A 16,147-nucleotide genomic window follows, 5' to 3' on the forward strand; every position below is an offset into this window, starting at 1 on the left:
CTATCGCGACCCGTCGTCGTCATCTGGATCCCGGCCACTCAGCTCCTCGTCGAACATCCACTGCTCGAGGTCGGCGGCGTACTCCTCGGCCCGGCGCGCCAGCAGCTCGAAACCGCGCGAGTAGGTTAGCGACAGCGATCGGGGATCCAGCTGCCGCAGAGCCTTGCCGTTCGGCTGGCGGTGGAAGCGGCGAAGCGCGACCAGCAGCAAGGACGCCGCGCCGTTCTGGGCGGCGTCCAGCGCGAAGTCCACGGAGCCGAACTCCACCGCGAAGATGATGCCCCAGGGATCGGCGTGGACGATCTCGGCGAACCGGTGGATGTCGTCCAGTTCCACGCCGTAGTAGCCGGACTCCCAGCGCTGGTAGGTGCGGTGGCCCTTGTTCATCATCCGCGCCGCCTCGACCGAGCGGAGGCCGGCGCGGGTGCGCAGCAGCTTAAGGACCCGGGAGAGGGTTGCTCGCTGGGCGGCCTTATCCCGATCCCGCAGGACGTCCATGGCAGTCAGACAACTGAGAATTGTCGCGTGATGCTCCTGCTATCGAGGACTGTGTTGGCTCCGGGGTCAAGGTCGGTCCGAAGGGTCCGGCCCACGGCGCCGCGACGCTGCGCAGGGTGGGGGGAGCTTGCGCCCTACCGGGGCCGGCGGATCGGCGCTCATGATCCGCGTCCCCGCCTGGAGACGCGCCATGCAAGATCCCAACCCCGCCCTGCCGCCCCGGCTCCTTAGGACCGAGGAGGCGGCGCGATGGCTCGGCCTTTCCGGCCGGACGCTCGAGAAGCACCGCTGCTGCGGCACGGGCCCGTCCTATCGCAAGCTCGGCGGCCGGGTCGTCTACATGGTCGACGACCTCCGCGCCTGGGTCGACGAGGGAGCGCGGCGCTCCACGGCCCGGACGCCCGCCGTCCCGGGCCGGGGTGGGCGGGCCCCCAACGAGCGGCGCAGCTTCACGGGCTGACGTCCACGGGATTCGCCGGCCAGCGCCGCCGTCGGACTTGCTGCGCGGCGTCCGGACGCGCATGCCTGGGTTATGCAGACCGACGACGAAGGCGCCGCGCGCCAGGCGGCCGCGCGCGACTGGAAGGCCAGGCTGAGCCGCAGCGACGCTGGCCCGGACGACCTGGACGCCTTCTCCGCGTGGCGGGAGGATCCCGACAATGGCCGCGCCTGGGAAGCGCTCCACGCCGGCGCCGCGGCCGCCGAGCGATACGTCGTCCGCGCCCAATCCGGTCGCTTCAAGGTCGTCGACATCTGGACGGGGCAGACCGCCGTCATCGCCATGACGCCCCAGGATGGGCTTTCAGAAGACGACGCCCGTCACACCGCGGGCCTGCTGAACCGCCGCGCCGCCGGCGGAGACCGCGCGATTCTCCAATAATCTTCCGGCGACCGCAGCCGGGCCGGCCGGAGGATGGTCTCGCTTTGGGACTTTCTGGGCCGCCGGGCGGCCTTCCGTCTCCCGATTCGCCGTGCCGAACCCCCGGCCCTGGGCGGGGCCAGTCGTGTCACGTTGCTTCCGATGCGCTTCCGGATGGGTTTCGGGTGGACTTTAGGGGAGTTGGTGTTTCCCTAGGGCTTTGAAAACCCTAGGGAAACATGGTGCCGCCGGGCAGGATTGAACTGCCGACCTCAGCCTTACCAAGGATGCGCTCTACCACTGAGCTACGGCGGCGAAAGGCGAGGCGGGGCATATAGCGGCACGACTCGGGCTCGTGAAGCCCCAATCGTCGGCAAATGCGCTTGACCGGTCGGACCGCTCGTCGCACCCCTCAGGCATGGCCGCCGACGACAAGACGAAGACCCCGTCTGCGAACGACCGGGAGGCGAAGCTGGCCCAGGCGCTCAGGGCCAATCTCCGCCGCCGGAAGGCGCCCAGGCCGCGTCCGCGAAACCTGCACAGGAATCGGACGGCAAGCGCTGAGCGGCGCCCTTTGCGCCTGCCCGGCCGCAGGCTAGATAGCGCGACGAAGGGACGGCCCCGCGAATTCCCGCAACTGCGTCGCCTCAAGAAGGATTGGGATTGGACCGCATCGCCATCACCGGCGGCGCGCGGCTGAACGGGGAGATCCCGATCAGCGGCGCCAAGAACTCGGCCATCAAGCTGATGGCGGCGAGCCTGCTCACCAGCGAGCCCCCTGCGGCTGACCAACATGCCGCGCCTGGCCGACACGCGGTTCCTCGGCAAGCTGTTGCAGCGGCTGGGGACGGAGGTGGTCGAGTCTGAGCCGGCGACGGGCTCCGAGACCTTGCTGACCACCAAGGAGATCGTCTCGGGTTTCGCGCCCTACGACCTCGTCCGGCAGATGCGCGCCTCGTTCAACGTGCTGGGCCCGCTGCTGGCGCGGAGCGGCCAGGCGAAGGTCTCGTTGCCCGGGGGGCTGCACCATCGGCGCGCGGCCGGTCGACCTGCACCTCAAGGCGCTGGAGGCCCTGGGCGCGAAGATCGATCTGCACGAGGGCTACGTCTACGCCCAGGCGCCGCGGGGGCTGCAAGGGGGCGAGATCGCGTTTCCGTTCGTCTCGGTGGGCGCGACGGAGCACGCCCTGCTGGCCGCGGTCCTGGCGAACGGCCACACGGTGATGAGCAACGCCGCCCAGGAGCCGGAGATTGTCGACCTGGCGGACTGCCTCAACAAGATGGGGGCGAAAATCAGCGGCGCCGGGACCGGCACGATCCACATCGAGGGGGTCACCAGCCTGAACGGCGCGACCCACGCGGTGCTGCCGGACCGGATCGAGACCGGCACCTATGCCCTGGCCGCCGCCATGGCCGGCGGCGAGGTCCGGCTGACCAAGACCCGCTGCGACTTCATCCAGGCCCTGATCGACAAGATGGTCGAGGCGGGCGTGGAGGTGACGCCGCACAACGATGGACTGACCATCAGGCGCAACGGCGGGCGCCTGAAGGCTGTCGAGATCGAGACCGACCCCTATCCCGGCTTCGCGACGGACCTGCAGGCGCAGTTCATGGCCCTGATGACCCTGGCGGACGGGGAGAGTGTGATCCGCGAGACGATCTTCGAGAACCGCTTCATGCACGCGCCGGAACTCATGCGGCTGGGCGCCGACATCACCGTGCACGGCGGCGAGGCGCGGGTCCGCGGTGTCGAGGCGCTGGAAGGCGCCCAGGTCATGGCGACGGATCTTCGGGCCTCGGTGAGCCTCGTGATCGCGGGGTTGGCGGCGCGCGGCGAGACGGTCGTCAATCGCGTCTATCACCTCGATCGCGGCTTCGAGCGGCTGGAGGAGAAGCTTGGCGCCTGCGGGGCGGTGATCCGGCGGATCAAGGGCGACGACGAGGGGGAGGACTAGGTCCCAGATGGCCGATCCCACCCCACTCAAGCTGCTCGCCCAGGACCAGGAGGACCTGGCGGTCATCTCCGCGGCCCTGCAGGACGCCGTCGCCAAGGTCGGCGACATCGCGTTCGAGCCGAAGGCGCGCCAGATGACCATCGCCTTCAACCGCTTCCGTTGGGAAGCCGGGAAGGGCGAGCGAGTGCGCTCGGCCCTCCAGCTGGCCGGCGTGATGAAGGTCGAGACCCGCAAGGTCCGGCGCGAGGCGCCCGACGCGGTTCTGGAGATCCTGGCCCTGACCTTCGAGCCGGGCGAGGCGCCGGGCGGCGTCGTCACGCTCAGCTTTGCGGGCGGCGGCGACCTCCGCGCCACCGTGGAGTGCGTCGAGGCGGTGCTGGCCGACGTCTCGCGCCCCTGGCCCACGCCGCGGACGCCGAAGCACGATCTCTGAGCGCGGCATGGCGCTTCGGCGCACGCCTCGCTAAACAGCGGGCGCCATGCGCCGCTTCCGCTATTCAGATCCGGGTTTCGAAACCGCCTTCACCGCCTTCGTGGAAGAGCGGCGGGAGACCCCCGAGGACGTGGACGCCATCGTCCGCGACGTCCTGGCCGCCGTGCGCGCCGAGGGTCTGGCGGCCCTCCTGCGCTTCGCCCGCGAGTTCGACAGGGTCGAGCTGGACGAGCACTCCATCCGCGTCAGCGAGGCCGAGATCGCCGAAAGCGCCGCGGCCTGCAAGGCCGAGGTCCGTGACGCCATCGCCTTCGCCGCCGGGCGGATCCGCGCCTATCACGAGCGCCAGCGCCCGGCCGACCAGCGCTTCACCGACGAGGCCGGCGTCGAGCTCGGCTGGCGTTGGGGCCCGCTGGAATCCGTCGGCGTCTATGTGCCCGGCGGCCGCGCGGCCTATCCCTCCACCGTCCTGATGAACGCCGTCCCGGCCGCCGTCGCCGGCGTCGGGCGCATCGCCATGGTGACCCCGCCGGGTCGCCTGGAGCCCGCCGTCCTGGCCGCGGCCCAGGCGGCCGGAGTCACCGAGATCTGGCGGGTGGGCGGCGCCCAGGCCGTCGCCGCCCTGGCCTACGGGGCCGGACCGATCCGCCCGGTGGACAAGATCGTCGGCCCCGGCAGCGCCTTCGTCACCGCCGCCAAGCGGCGCGTCTACGGCGCCGTTGGAATCGATGCGCTGGCCGGGCCGTCCGAGATCGTGGTGGTGGCCGACGGAGCGAACGATCCCGAATGGATCGCTGCGGACCTGCTGTCCCAGGCCGAGCACGATCCCGCCGCACAATCCATCCTGATCACCGACGACGAAGCCTTCGCCGCCCGGGTCGAGGCCGCCGTGGAGGCGCAGCTCAGGACCTTGGCCACCGGCGAGGACGCCGCCGCCTCCTGGCGCGACCACGGCGCGGTGGTGATCGCCCCCCTCGACCATGCGCCGCGGCTTGTCGACCTGATCGCGCCCGAGCACGTGGAATTCGCGGTCGAGGCGCCGGAGCGCCTCGCCGATCGGGTCCGCCACGCCGGGGCGATGTTCCTCGGCCGCCACGCCCCCGAGGCGATCGGCGACTATGTGGCGGGCTCCAACCACGTCCTGCCCACCAGCCGGGCGGCGCGGTTCTCCTCGGGTCTTTCCCTCTACGACTTCCTCAAGCGCACCTCCTTCGTGAAGTGCGACGAGGCCGCGTTCGCGGCGCTCGCGCCGGCGACGATCGCGCTTGCCGAGGCGGAAGGCCTGCCGGCCCACGCCCGCTCCGCGGCGATCCGGATGGGAAACCGCCGCCCCAGCTAGGCCGTCGTTTCCGGAACCTGCCTATGGCCAAGGCGTTGGGCAGCGCATGTTCCAATCGCCGGCTACCGAGGCCACGGCGGCGACGCCTGCCGGCCCCGCCGAGGCCGTTCAACCTTCCCTCGCCGAACAGCTCTCTGTCTTCGGGCGCGACGCCTGGGACCATCTCATGCAGCTCGATCCGGGCGAGGCGGGCCTCAACTTCCTGATCTCCGCCGGCATCGTGCTGGCGGCGCTCGCGCTCATCTGGGTGCTGGCGCGGATGTTCGATCGCTGGCTCCGGCATTTCGCAGCCACCTCGCCGGCCGAGGTGCCGGAGGAGGATCAGCGCACGTCGCGGGCCGCCGGCGTCACCTGGGCCCTGCTGCGCTTCCTGATCCTCGGTGCAGCCCTGGTGCTGGTCGCCGCGGTCTGGGGGATCGACCCCTGGGCGTGGATCTCCGGCGACGCCGGCGCGCGGATCCTGCGGCTCGGCCTGATCGTCGTCCTCGTCACCGCCCTGGTGGAGGTCGCCGGCTTCGTGACCCGGCGCACCATCGAGGGCTTCGCCGCCCGCAGTCGCGATCCGCGTCGCGCCGGCCAGATCCGCTCCCTTGGCCCGCTCGTCACCGGTTCGATCCAGGCGGTGCTGATCGTCGTCGGCCTGCTCACCTTCCTGTCGGAAGTGGGCGTGAAGGTCGGGCCGCTGCTGGCCAGCGCCGGCGTGGTCGGCATTGCGGTGGGCTTCGGCGCCCAGTCGATCGTCAAGGATTTCCTGACCGGTGTCTTCCTGATCGCCGAGGACGCGGTCTCGGTGGGCGACAATGTCCGGATCGCCGACTGCAGCGGCACGGTGGAAGCCATGACGCTCCGCACCATCCGCCTGCGCAGCATGAACGGCACTTTGCACATCATTCCCTACAGCGAAGCCCAGATCATCCATAACCGGACCAAGCTGTTCTCCTCGTACGTGTTCGATCTTCAGATCGCCTACGATTCAGACATCGACCAGGCCCTGGCCGTGATGGCTGAGGTCGGTGAGGGCATGCGGGGGGGACGGCGAGTTCGGCCCGCTCATCCTGCGTCCCTTCGAGATTCTCGGGGTCGAGCGCCTGGCCGACAGCGGCGTCGTCCTGCGCGCGAAGGTGACGACGACCCCGAAGGAACAATGGCGGGTCGGCCGCGAGTACAACCGTCGCATCAAGCAGGCCTTCGACCGGGCCGGCATCGAAATCCCCTTCCCGACGGTGCAGTTGGCCGCGGCCAGGCCTCCCGCCGCGGACGGCTCAGGCGATTTGGCGGGCCCGCCAAGCTGAACAGTTCCTGTCAGCCCGGCCCAAAGGGCGTTCAGGCAGGGCCTTCTACCTTTCAACCCATCGAGGCCGCCTGGCCTCGCGGAGCAACGCGAACAGACGGAGAGCAAACATGCGGACTCTGAAGATCAACAAGCTGATCGGCGGCGGCGCGGCCGCGGCCGTCCTGGCTGGCGCCATGGCCATGAGCGCGGGCAGCGCGCAGGCCGCCGGCATCAACGGCGTCACCAACTGCTCGGCCCCCGGCGGCAAGCAGGAGATGGGCGCGCTGCTCGGCGCGGTCGCCGGCGGCCTGCTCGGCAACAAGGTCGGCGGCAAGCATCCCACGGGTGAGACCGTCATCGGCGCCGGCGTCGGCGCGGCGGCGGGTTCGGCCATCGGCTGCCAGATGCAGAAGAAGGACGAGCGTCAGGCCTATGCCCGCGGCTCGACCTACACCCGGAACGGCTACCGCCTGTCCTCGGCCATCGCGCCGGCCAGCTACAGCAAGCTGGGCGACACCTTCGTGGCCAACCGTACGGTCAACCTGCGCTCGGCCCCGACCACCAACTCGGGCCGTGTGGGCAGCCTGCGGACCGGCGAACGCTTCCAGGCCATGGCGCATGTGCGCGGCACGGACTGGATCCTGGTCGGCCAGGGCGGCGTGGGCGTGGGCTATGTCCACCAGGCCTACGTCCAGCCCGAGGGCTACCGCTACGCCCGCTACTAGCTCCCGACCGGAGAGCTGACGAACGCCCGGCGCATCCGCGCCGGGCGTTTTTCGTTATCCGGGCCGGGTCCCACGCAGCCGCGGGATGACGCGGGCCCCCGGAATGCCATAAAGCTCGCCCGCAAGAACCATCCCCGCGTCTCATGGCCGCCGACGACCGCAACCAGCACCGTCTGCAAAGTGTCGAGCTCGACGAAGAGTCGCTCGCAGCGGTTTCGCGCGACCAGGAACAGGAGCGGCAGATCGCCATCTTCGACCTGCTCGAGGAAAACAGCTTCGCGCCCGAGGGGGGCCGCGGGCGGGCCCTACGACCTCAAGATGGGGCTGATCGAGATCGGCTCGTGCTCGATGTCAAAGGACCCGGTTACGAGCGCCGGCACATCCTCTCCCTCTCGCCGTTCCGAGGCGTGATCAAAGACTACTTCATGATCTGCGAAAGCTACTACCAGGCGATCCGCAACTCGACGCCGGCGCAGATCGAGGCCCTCGACATGGGCCGGCGCGGCCTCCACAACGAGGCCTCCGAACTCCTCCAGGCGCGGCTCAAAGGGAAGGTCGAGACCGACCTCGACACCGCGCGGCGGCTGTTCACCCTGATCTGTGCGCTGCACTGGCGCGGGTAAGGGTCGATGCCGCCCGACACATCTGCTCCGCTGCCGTGTGCGGTCCTCTTCGCCTGCAACCTCAACCGGGTGCGTTCGCCCATGGCGGAAGCGCTGCTCAAGCGCCTGCTCGGGGATCGGGTCTTCGTCGACAGCTGCGGACTGAAACGCCACGCGGCCGGCGGCGGGGATGGCGAGGTCGATCCGTTCGCCGCGGCGGTGATGGCCGAACTGGGCTGCGATCTGGACGGCCACCAGGCGAAGACCTTTGACGACCTGAACGACGATTCCTTCGACCTGGTGATCTCACTGACGCCGGAGGCCCAGCACCGGGCCGTCGAGATGACCCGCGGCCGCGCCGTGGAGATCGAATACTGGCCGATTCCGGATCCCACCCGCGCCGAGGGGTCACGCAAATCCCGGCTGGCGGCCTACCGCGAGGTGCGCAATGCGCTCGCCGCGCATATCGCCGCCCGGTTCCGGCGCTGATCGCGCCACCATCGACCCCGCCCTGCGGCCTGAGCTATAATTCCCCAGCTTTTCACGGCTCGCGACCTGTTCTAAAGGCGCGAGCCGTCGTTTTATTCTCCGGTTGGGAGCCCGCATGGCGAAGGAAGAGCTTCTGGAATTTCCGGGCACGGTCAGCGAAGTCCTGCCCAACGCGACCTTCCGCGTGAAACTCGAGAACGACCACGAGATCATCGCCCATACCGCCGGCAAGATGCGCAAGAACCGCATCCGCGTTTCGGCCGGGGACAAGGTGCTCGTGGAGATGACGCCCTACGACCTCACCAAGGGCCGTATCACCTTCCGCGTCCGCTAGGCGGCGAGGGCTTGGCCCATACGCCTCAGCGCCTGGTGCTCGCCTCGGCCAGTCCCAGGCGGAACGACCTCCTCCGGCAGATCGGCCTTGTCCCCGACGCTGTCGCGCCCGCCGAGGTCGACGAATCCCCCCTCAAGGATGAAACGCCGCGCCGGCTGGCCCTTCGCCTCGCCGCGGCCAAATGTGCGCGCGTGGCGGATACGGCGCCCGGCGCCTTCGTGCTGGGCGCCGATACGGTGGTGGCCGTCGGCCGCCGCGTGCTTCCCAAGGCGGAGACCGAGGCGGAAGTCCGAGCGTGCCTGGCGCTGCTCTCCGGCCGCTCACACCGCGTGCTCACCGCCGTCGCCGCGGCGGGCGCGGACGGCCGGCGCGCCGAGCGCCTCGTGGAGAGCCGGGTCCGCTTCAAGCGCCTCTCGAGCCAGGACATCGACCGCTATGTCGAAAGCGGGGAAGGCCTCGGCAAGGCCGGCGGCTACGCGATCCAGGGCCGCGCCGGGGCTTTCGTCATCGAGCTGCAAGGCTCCTATTCCGGTGTGGTCGGCCTTCCGCTCTATGAAACGGCGAACCTGCTCGCCGGCCTGGGATTCCGCCTGCCATGAGCCAGCGCCGCCTCTACCTCGACCGCGGCCTCGGCGAGAGCCGGGGCGTGGTCACCCTCGACGGTCGGCCCGAGCGGCTGATCATCCGCCGCGACGGCGACGACCCCAAGCTTGCGCTGGGTGCGCGATCGGTGGCCCGGGTGGCCAGCCTTGAACCGGCGCTGGCCACCGCCTTTCTCGACCTTGGAGGCGGCGTCGAGGCGATCCTTCCGTTCAAGTCCGACGCCCGGCCGGTCCGTGGACAGACGATCGAGATCGAGATCCGCAGCGAGCCGCGCCGGGGCAAGCTCGCCATCGCCCGGGCGCTTGGCGAAGGGCAGGGGAACCCCCGCCTGCTGGGTCAGCCCCGCGATCTGGCCGACGAACTGCGCGCCTATGCCCGCGACGTCGAGGTGATCGAAGGCGCTGCCGCGCGCGACATGGCCGACGAGGCCGAGGCCGAGGCGCTGGAGGTGGTCCATCCGATCCCCGGCGGCGGCGACCTGGCCATCGAGCCGACCCGCGCGCTCACCGCGATCGACATCGACCTTGGTGAACGCAAAGGACAGGACGCCAAGCGCGTCACCCGCCAGGCGAACCTCGCGGCCCTCGGCCTCGCCGCGCGGCTCCTGCGCCTGAAGGGCATCGGCGGCATCGTCATCGTCGATCTGGTCGGCCGCGGCCATGACGGCAACGCGCTGATGGCCGCCGCCCGCGCCGCCTTCGGGGCGGACAATCCCGGCGTCGCGATCGGGCCGGTCGGCCGCTTCGGCACCATGGAACTGTCGCTGCCCCGGCGGGTCACCCCGCTCGCCGAGGTGCTGTGCCGCGAAGACGGCCATCTCTCCGACCGCACCCTCGCCCAGCGCCTGATCCGACGCATCGAGGCCGAGGCCGCCGCCAACGGCGGGGCGAGGCTGGAGGCCCGCGTCGCGCCGGGCGTCGAACAGGCCGCCCGCCCGCTGGCGGCGCTGCTCGCGGCCCGGATCGGCGCACGGTTCTCGGTCGTCGCCGATCCGGCGGCGGCCCGCGAGCGGCTGGAGGTCCAGGTTCGATGAGCGCCGGGAAATGCCCGATCTGCCGCAAGCCGGCGGTCGCGGAGTACCGGCCGTTCTGCTCGCGCCGCTGCGCCGATGTGGACCTGCAGAGGTGGCTGACCGGGGGCTACGCGGTGCCCGCGGTAGAGGGCGACGACGCCGCGGACGACGACCTTGCGGACGAATGAAAAGGCTGGCTGGACTTCCGAAAAAGCCTGCCCTATAGACGCCGCTCCCGCGTCGGCGGCCCCAGGCGCCTGGGTAGCTCAGTTGGTAGAGCAGCGGATTGAAAATCCGCGTGTCGGTGGTTCGAATCCGCCCCCAGGCACCATTTCCCCACGTTCAGAACTGGTTTGTGCGGTTTTCCGCCCGCCGCTTCGTGGTTGAACCGGCTGACCGCGAAGATGAAGCCATCCCCGACTGCATCTCGGCCAAGCAGAACGCGCCCGCCGACCCTGAGAGGGTTGAGAGATTCAGTTATCCGAGACTTGCTGTGCGACAACGTGGTTCCGCGGAAGAATGTTGCGATGCAGCGCAAGGATTCCCGGCCAAGTGGAATTGTGACGCGGCGTGAGGTGAGCAGGGATTGTGCGTTGCAGCAACATAGGCAGGCGACAAACTTTCACAAGACCGCGAAGGCCTGTGGCCCCTTGACGGCTTAATAAGGGGTTGCCAAAGGGTCGCAGCCGCACGTCTAACATAGCGGTAAGACTTCGGGTTCCTCCGGGAGTTCGGGGTCGCCTCGCGCCTTCGAAACGTCAAGCTTCCCACGAGCAGTTGGGAGTACGCGTTACGGGTCGGGCGTAAGCGACAGCGGCTCTGTCGTTCCGGACCGGTCAAACGGGTCGGGACGGCGGGCTTGTTTCAACTAGGGTGGAGACGCTCTCGCGCGACGACCCTCCGGCCAATCGTGCTAGACCAACCAGGAACTGGCGACAGATGCTCGACAACAAACTGAAGACCCCTTTCATCGCTCTCGTTGGCGCGCTCGCGCTGGCGGTGAGCGCGCCGGCGTTCGCCCAGGACGCCGCCGCCCCGGCCGCTCCGGCGGCTGAAGCTGCTGCGGCCCCGGCCGCCGCTCCGGCCCCGGCCGCTCCGGCCGCTGAAGAACCGGCGGATCCGCCGACCATGAAGCACGCCGGCAAGCTCGGCGTCGGCACCATGTTCATGGACTCCGACCCGGTCGTTAAGGTGATCATGATCGGCCTGGTGCTGGCCTCGATCTTCTCGTGGACCCTGCTGCTCACGAAGATCCTCGAGTTCCGCGCCCTGAACCGCGTGACCGACAACTTCCTCGAGCAATTCCGCGCTGCGAAGTCGATCAACGACATGAACCGCATCGCGCTCTCGGAAGAGTTCGACGGCAACCCGCTCGCCGATATGGCCGCGGCCGCCGCGCAGGAGATCGAGCTCAGCCGTCAGGCGGGCCTGCAGATCACCGGCGAACACCGCGACAGCACCATCAGCCGCGCCGCGGCCGCCGTCGGCGCCGTGCAGGCGTCGCTGGCTCGCCGTCTCTCCAGCGGCATGCAGTTCCTGGCCTCGGTCGGCTCCAACGGTCCGTTCATCGGCCTGTTCGGCACCGTCTACGGGATCATGAACTCGTTCATCGGCATCGCGAACACCAACACGACCAACCTCGCCGTCGTGGCGCCGGGTATCGCTGAAGCCCTTCTGGCCACCGGCCTGGGTCTCTTCGCCGCTATCCCGTCGGTTATCTTCTACAACTACTTCCAGACCCGCATCTCCGCCTACGGCGCGCGGACGGAAGGGTTTGTGGCTGAGCTGATGAACGCCATCTCCCGGCAGCTCGACAAGGGGGCGTAAGCCACATGGCAGCCAAACTCTCGGGCTCCGGGGGCGAAGGCAAGTACCAAGAGGAGCAGAACGCGGAGATCAACGTCACGCCATTCGTGGACGTGATGCTGGTTCTCCTGATCATCTTCATGGTGGCTGCGCCTATGGCGGCGGTCACTGTGAAGGTGAACCTGCCCCCCGCGGTTGCTCCGCCCGGTGCGAACCCACCGAAGCCGGTCTACATCTCGCTCCAGCAGAACGGGCGGATCTTCATCCAGGACTTCCCCACGGACCTCGCCACCCTCGGCGACGATCTGCGGTCGAACCTGGGCGAGAGCCGCAACCCGACCAAGGAGCGGATTTTCATCCGGGCCGACAAGGACGTGCTCTACGGCGACTTCATGGGCGTTATGAACATGCTGCAGGACAATGGGTTCTACAGCGTGGCCCTGGTCGGCGAAGATCAATGAGGACGGTGACGCATGGCTGATACTCAGGAAGCCGTCCACGTCCGGCACAATCCCTTCGACGATCCGAAGCCGCAGCGGAGCAAGGGCGTCACGATCGCGATCATCCTCTCGATCGTGGTGCACGTGGGCCTCGGCATCTATCTGTGGAAGACGCGGTTCGAGCCCAAGTACAAAGAGTACTCGGACGAGATCACGGATGTGGCGCTGATCAAGCCGGTCCCGCCGCCGCCGCCGCCGCCGCCGCCTCCGCCGCCGCCGAACACGCCGCCGCCGCCGCCGCCCAAGCTGCAGCCGCGGCCGCCGGTCGCGGTGCCCGACGTGCCGTCGATCCCGCCGCTGCCGGTTCCGCCGGTCGAGCGTCGGATCGAGGAGCCCAGGCCGCCGGCTCCGCCGCCGCCTGAGCCGCCGCGCCCGTCGGTGATCACGCAGCCGGACTGGCTGCGCCGGCCTCTGCCGAGGACCTGGCGCGGTACTATCCGGAGCGTGCGCAGCGGATGGAAGTCGACGGCCGGGCGACGCTCAGCTGCTCGGTGAACGCCCGCGGCACGCTGGAGAACTGCTCGGTGGCCTCGGAAGAGCCGTCGGACATGGGCTTCGGCGACGCTGCGATGCGTCTGGCGCGTCTGTTCAAGATGCGTCCGCAGACCAAGGACGGCCAGCCCGTCGACGGTGGCACGGTGCGGATCCCGATCCGCTTCCAGCTGCCGAAGGGCTAGGCCTTTCAGGCAAGACGACGAAGGCCCCGGGAGCAACCGCTTCCGGGGCCTTTTCTTATGCCCGCGCAAGCGCTTGATCGCCGGCCCGCTCACGACTATTACCGGGCGCTCGCGATGCGCCGCCCTAGCTCAGTTGGTTAGAGCGCCAGATTGTGGCTCTGGAGGTCTCCCGTTCGATCCGGGAGGGCGGTACCATCGCGGACATGAAAAAAGGACCGGGGGCGACCCCGGTCCTTTTCCGTTTCTGGCCGCTGCTTCCGGCGACTAGTTGCCGCCGGCCTGCAGGCGCTTCACGTGATCGAGGTGCGCCTGGATCTTCGGCACGGCCTTTGCGGCCCCGGCCTTCAGACCTGCGTCCTCGCCGTTGTCCGCATAGCCCTTCATCAGCGTGAGGGCCTCGTTGTGGGCGGCCTCCTGCTGGCTCAGGTAGACCTTGTCGAAGTCGGCGGCGCCCGCCGCGTTCAGGTTGTCGATGAGCCCCTTGCGGCGCTCGTCCAGGCCGGCGGGCGGCGTCTGTCCGGCGGCGGCCACCAGCGGCTTCATCTCGTTGGACATGGCCGTGTGGTCGGCGGCCATCATCTTCCCGAAGTCCTTCACCCCGGCGGACTGGCCCTTCTGCTGGGCGATCTTGCCGGCTTCGATCTCGTACATGTCGCTGATCGCGGCGTTGGTGACGAAGGCCGCGGTGGTCATCTGGCCCACCGTGGCGGCCGAGGTCGCGCCGACCGCCGTGGAGGTGGCGTCCTGCGCGGCGTTCACCGCGGGGTTGGTGGTGCCCGGGTCCGCCGGATCGGCGGTCTGGTCGGTCTTCTGGCAGGCGGCGAGCGAAAGCGCGGCCGCGGCGCTGATGAGCGCAAGTTTCATGGTCATGGGTTTGGGCCTCCCTGGCTGTTCTTCCAACCGCAGCCGGGTGGGTTGGTTCCGCCTGTTCGCCTTTTGCTAAGCGCGCCGGTCCCCGGCGGAGGCCGCATTTGACAGATGTGGGAACAGGCGCATCGCCGCGGCGGTTGGGTCTGCGTCAGGAGACTTCCAACATGTCCAGCTCGCCCGTCGAGCGCGCGCGCCAAAGCGACGCGCCGCTCACTGCCGCCGTTGCTCAGCGCGACGTATCCAAGGAAGCCGCGGAAGAGCGCGGCTGGCACGAGGCCGCCGTCGTCGGCCGCACGGTCACCATCAACCGCACGCGCGCCGAGCTCTACGCCTTCTGGCGCGACTTCCGGAACCTGCCGCGGTTCATGGAGAACGTGGAACGCGTCGACGTCGGCGACGACCGGCGCTCCCACTGGGTGATCAGCGCGCCGGCCGGAAGGACCGTCGAGTGGGACTCGGTGATCACCGAGGACGAGCCCGACAGCGTCATCGCCTGGGAGTCGGTCGAAGGCGCGGACGTCCGGAACGCCGGCCGGATCGAGTTCCGCGACGCCCCGCCAGGGCGGGGGACCTATGTCACCGCCACGATCGTCTACGACCCGCCGGCCGGGGACATCGGCAAGCTGATCGCCAAGCTCTTCCAGAAGGAGCCGAAGATCCAGGCGCGCCGGGAGCTTCGGCGCTTCAAGCAGCTCATGGAGACCGGGGAGATCCCGGTCGCCTTCAAGGAAGACGACTCCGCCGTGCGCGGCAGCTTCTCCTAGCCATCGGAACGAGGAACACCCATGCGCGCGCTCACCTGGCACGGCAAACACGACGTCCGGATGGAGACCGTCCCCGACCCCAAGATCGTCAATCCGCGCGACGCGATCATCCGGATCACGTCCACCGCCATCTGCGGCTCAGACCTGCACCTCTACGACAGCTACATCCCGTCCATGCACCGCGGCGACATCCTGGGGCATGAGTTCATGGGCGAGGTGGTGGAGACCGGCTCGGGCTCCAACCTGAAGAAGGGCGAGCGGGTCGTCGTCCCCTTCGTCATCGCCTGCGGCCAGTGCTTCTTCTGCGGCAAGCAGCAGTTCTCGGCCTGCGACAACTCCAACCCTGCCGACAAGACCGACCTCAGCGAGATCGCCTACGGCTACGCCATGAGCGGGCTGTTCGGCTATTCGCACATGACCGGCGGCTACGCCGGCGGCCAGGCGGAGTATGTCCGGGTGCCCTATTCGGACGTCGGTCCCCTGGTGATCCCGGACGGCCTGGAGGACGACAAGGTCCTGTTCCTGTCGGACATCCTGCCCACCGGCTGGATGGCGGCGGAGAACTGCGAGATCGAGCCGGGCGACACGGTCGCCGTCTGGGGCTGCGGCCCGGTCGGCCTGTTCGCCGTCCAGAGCGCCTTTCTCCTGGAGCCCACCGGGTGATCGCCATCGACCACCATCCGCATCGCCTCGAGCTGGCGAAGTCCATGGGCGCCGAGATCATCAACTACCACGACGTGAAGGTGCGCGAGGCGCTGGCCGAGATGACCGGCGGCATCGGCCCCGACGCCTGCATCGACGCGGTGGGGATGGAGAGCCACGGGTTCTCCATCGACAACATCGTCGACGCCGTGAAGACCACCACCAAGCTCGGCACCGACCGCACCCATGTCCTGCGCGAGGTGCTGATGGCCTGCCGCAAGGGCGGCCGGGTTTCGATCCCGGGCGTCTATGGCGGGATGGCCGACAAGCTGCCGATCGGCGCCCTGATGCAGAAGGGCCTGACCATCAAGACCGGCCAGACCCATGTGCAGAAGTACCTGCGCCCGCTCCTGGAGATGATCGGGGAGGGCAAGATCGACACCACCTTCCTGATCAGCCACCGCCTGCCGCTCGAGAGCGCGCCCGAGGGCTACAAGATGTTCAAGGAGCAGCAGAACGAGGTCACCAAGGTCGTGCTGAAACCCGAATGGCAGAAGGAAGCCGCCTGATGTCCGAAGCGATCCGCCCCCTTTCCGTCGTCACCGGCGCCTCCTCGGGCATCGGCTACGAACTCGCCAAGCTGTGCGCCGCCGACGGCTTCGACCTGATCATCGCCGCCGACCGGCCCGAACTGGTCGAGGCGGCCCAGGCGCTCGAGGCCATGGGCGCGCGCGTCGAACAGATCCAGGTGGACCTCTCGACGATC

21 protein-coding genes, 3 tRNA genes and 3 pseudogenes are annotated in these 16,147 nt (G+C 69.1%); 24 read left to right on the plus strand and 3 right to left on the minus strand.

Going from position 1 to position 16,147, the window contains the following annotated elements:
* Entirely contained in the window at positions 1-498 is a 498-nt protein-coding gene (locus LRS04_RS16305; RefSeq protein ID WP_257817254.1) for a helix-turn-helix transcriptional regulator, read from the minus strand.
* Between the two features lie 190 nt (positions 499-688).
* Here LRS04_RS16305 and LRS04_RS16310 point away from each other — a divergent pair, with 190 nt between their 5' ends.
* Together LRS04_RS16310 and LRS04_RS16315 are read left to right on the plus strand one after the other, a co-directional pair.
* On the plus strand, positions 689-958 hold the full coding sequence (locus LRS04_RS16310) for an AlpA family transcriptional regulator (RefSeq protein WP_257817255.1): 270 nt from the start codon (positions 689-691) through the stop codon (positions 956-958).
* Positions 959-1,030: 72 nt separating this feature from the next.
* A complete protein-coding gene (locus LRS04_RS16315) occupies positions 1,031-1,378 on the plus strand; it encodes a DUF4880 domain-containing protein (protein WP_257817256.1) in 348 nt (115 codons plus the stop codon).
* Between the two features lie 219 nt (positions 1,379-1,597).
* Here LRS04_RS16315 and LRS04_RS16320 read toward each other — a convergent pair.
* A tRNA-Thr gene (locus tag LRS04_RS16320) sits at positions 1,598-1,672 on the minus strand.
* 348 nt (positions 1,673-2,020) lie between these two features.
* Here LRS04_RS16320 and murA point away from each other — a divergent pair.
* The 18 genes and pseudogenes from murA to LRS04_RS16400 all read left to right on the plus strand — a co-directional run bounded on the left by murA (position 2,021) and on the right by LRS04_RS16400 (position 13,300).
* Positions 2,021-3,312, plus strand: a pseudogene (murA, locus tag LRS04_RS16325) (UDP-N-acetylglucosamine 1-carboxyvinyltransferase).
* 7 nt (positions 3,313-3,319) lie between these two features.
* Positions 3,320-3,745 carry a DUF2948 family protein gene (locus tag LRS04_RS16330; RefSeq protein WP_257817257.1) on the plus strand — a complete coding sequence of 142 codons (426 nt, stop codon included), beginning with the start codon at positions 3,320-3,322 and terminating at the stop codon, positions 3,743-3,745.
* 46 nt (positions 3,746-3,791) lie between these two features.
* On the plus strand, positions 3,792-5,084 hold the full coding sequence (hisD, locus tag LRS04_RS16335) for a histidinol dehydrogenase (protein ID WP_257817258.1): 1,293 nt from the start codon (positions 3,792-3,794) through the stop codon (positions 5,082-5,084).
* Positions 5,085-5,343: 259 nt separating this feature from the next.
* A pseudogene (locus tag LRS04_RS28150) lies at positions 5,344-5,976 on the plus strand (mechanosensitive ion channel family protein); the annotation flags it as partial.
* A 121-nt stretch (positions 5,977-6,097) separates the two neighbouring features.
* The gene (locus LRS04_RS28155) at positions 6,098-6,376 is read left to right on the plus strand and encodes a hypothetical protein (protein WP_374577227.1); all 279 of its coding nucleotides are present in this window, start codon (positions 6,098-6,100) and stop codon (positions 6,374-6,376) included.
* Positions 6,377-6,485: 109 nt separating this feature from the next.
* Positions 6,486-7,082, plus strand: a complete 597-nt coding sequence (locus LRS04_RS16345; protein ID WP_257817260.1) for an SH3 domain-containing protein — start codon at positions 6,486-6,488, stop codon at positions 7,080-7,082.
* Positions 7,083-7,225: 143 nt separating this feature from the next.
* Positions 7,226-7,705 carry a UPF0262 family protein gene (locus LRS04_RS16350; protein ID WP_257817261.1) on the plus strand — a complete coding sequence of 160 codons (480 nt, stop codon included), beginning with the start codon at positions 7,226-7,228 and terminating at the stop codon, positions 7,703-7,705.
* Between the two features lie 6 nt (positions 7,706-7,711).
* Positions 7,712-8,173: a low molecular weight phosphatase family protein gene (locus tag LRS04_RS16355; RefSeq protein WP_257817262.1), complete on the plus strand. Its 462-nt coding sequence runs from the start codon at positions 7,712-7,714 to the stop codon at positions 8,171-8,173.
* Between the two features lie 115 nt (positions 8,174-8,288).
* Positions 8,289-8,507 (plus strand): translation initiation factor IF-1, encoded by a 219-nt coding sequence (infA, locus tag LRS04_RS16360; RefSeq protein WP_111458197.1) that lies wholly within the window; start codon positions 8,289-8,291, stop codon positions 8,505-8,507.
* Positions 8,508-8,518: 11 nt separating this feature from the next.
* Positions 8,519-9,106 carry a nucleoside triphosphate pyrophosphatase gene (locus tag LRS04_RS16365; RefSeq protein ID WP_257817263.1) on the plus strand — a complete coding sequence of 196 codons (588 nt, stop codon included), beginning with the start codon at positions 8,519-8,521 and terminating at the stop codon, positions 9,104-9,106.
* The gene (locus LRS04_RS16370; RefSeq protein WP_257817264.1) at positions 9,103-10,143 is read left to right on the plus strand and encodes a ribonuclease E/G; all 1,041 of its coding nucleotides are present in this window, start codon (positions 9,103-9,105) and stop codon (positions 10,141-10,143) included. The genes LRS04_RS16365 and LRS04_RS16370 overlap by 4 nt, the downstream gene beginning before the upstream one ends.
* Complete coding sequence (locus LRS04_RS16375) at positions 10,140-10,310, plus strand: DNA gyrase inhibitor YacG (RefSeq protein ID WP_257817265.1); 171 nt, start codon at positions 10,140-10,142, stop codon at positions 10,308-10,310. Before LRS04_RS16370 ends, LRS04_RS16375 begins: the two co-directional genes overlap by 4 nt.
* A gap of 67 nt (positions 10,311-10,377) precedes the next feature.
* A tRNA-Phe gene (locus tag LRS04_RS16380) sits at positions 10,378-10,453 on the plus strand.
* 608 nt (positions 10,454-11,061) lie between these two features.
* The gene (locus LRS04_RS16385; protein ID WP_257817266.1) at positions 11,062-11,949 is read left to right on the plus strand and encodes a MotA/TolQ/ExbB proton channel family protein; all 888 of its coding nucleotides are present in this window, start codon (positions 11,062-11,064) and stop codon (positions 11,947-11,949) included.
* A gap of 5 nt (positions 11,950-11,954) precedes the next feature.
* A complete protein-coding gene (locus LRS04_RS16390; protein WP_257817267.1) occupies positions 11,955-12,389 on the plus strand; it encodes a biopolymer transporter ExbD in 435 nt (144 codons plus the stop codon).
* A 12-nt stretch (positions 12,390-12,401) separates the two neighbouring features.
* Positions 12,402-12,923: a hypothetical protein gene (locus tag LRS04_RS16395; protein WP_308238159.1), complete on the plus strand. Its 522-nt coding sequence runs from the start codon at positions 12,402-12,404 to the stop codon at positions 12,921-12,923.
* Positions 12,884-13,105 carry an energy transducer TonB gene (locus LRS04_RS27005; RefSeq protein WP_308238160.1) on the plus strand — a complete coding sequence of 74 codons (222 nt, stop codon included), beginning with the start codon at positions 12,884-12,886 and terminating at the stop codon, positions 13,103-13,105. The genes LRS04_RS16395 and LRS04_RS27005 overlap by 40 nt, the downstream gene beginning before the upstream one ends.
* A 118-nt stretch (positions 13,106-13,223) precedes the next feature.
* Positions 13,224-13,300 (plus strand) — tRNA-His (locus LRS04_RS16400).
* Between the two features lie 69 nt (positions 13,301-13,369).
* Here the strand turns inward: LRS04_RS16400 and LRS04_RS16405 are convergent.
* Entirely contained in the window at positions 13,370-13,975 is a 606-nt protein-coding gene (locus tag LRS04_RS16405) for a DUF4142 domain-containing protein (protein ID WP_257817268.1), read from the minus strand.
* 164 nt (positions 13,976-14,139) lie between these two features.
* On the opposite strand from LRS04_RS16405, the gene LRS04_RS16410 reads away from it, so the two are divergent.
* The 4 genes and pseudogenes from LRS04_RS16410 to LRS04_RS28160 all read left to right on the plus strand — a co-directional run.
* On the plus strand, positions 14,140-14,739 hold the full coding sequence (locus tag LRS04_RS16410; RefSeq protein WP_257817269.1) for an SRPBCC family protein: 600 nt from the start codon (positions 14,140-14,142) through the stop codon (positions 14,737-14,739).
* 21 nt (positions 14,740-14,760) lie between these two features.
* Positions 14,761-15,402 carry an alcohol dehydrogenase catalytic domain-containing protein gene (locus tag LRS04_RS16415; protein ID WP_257817270.1) on the plus strand — a complete coding sequence of 214 codons (642 nt, stop codon included), beginning with the start codon at positions 14,761-14,763 and terminating at the stop codon, positions 15,400-15,402.
* Positions 15,399-15,950: a zinc-binding dehydrogenase gene (locus tag LRS04_RS16420; protein ID WP_257817271.1), complete on the plus strand. Its 552-nt coding sequence runs from the start codon at positions 15,399-15,401 to the stop codon at positions 15,948-15,950. Before LRS04_RS16415 ends, LRS04_RS16420 begins: the two co-directional genes overlap by 4 nt.
* Positions 15,950-16,105 (plus strand): annotated as a pseudogene (locus tag LRS04_RS28160) (SDR family NAD(P)-dependent oxidoreductase); the annotation flags it as partial. The gene LRS04_RS16420 and the pseudogene LRS04_RS28160, both read left to right, overlap by 1 nt.
* Positions 16,106-16,147: the final 42 nt, after the last annotated feature.

This window comes from Phenylobacterium sp. J367 (assembly GCF_024699985.1).
GTDB lineage: Bacteria > Pseudomonadota > Alphaproteobacteria > Caulobacterales > Caulobacteraceae > Phenylobacterium.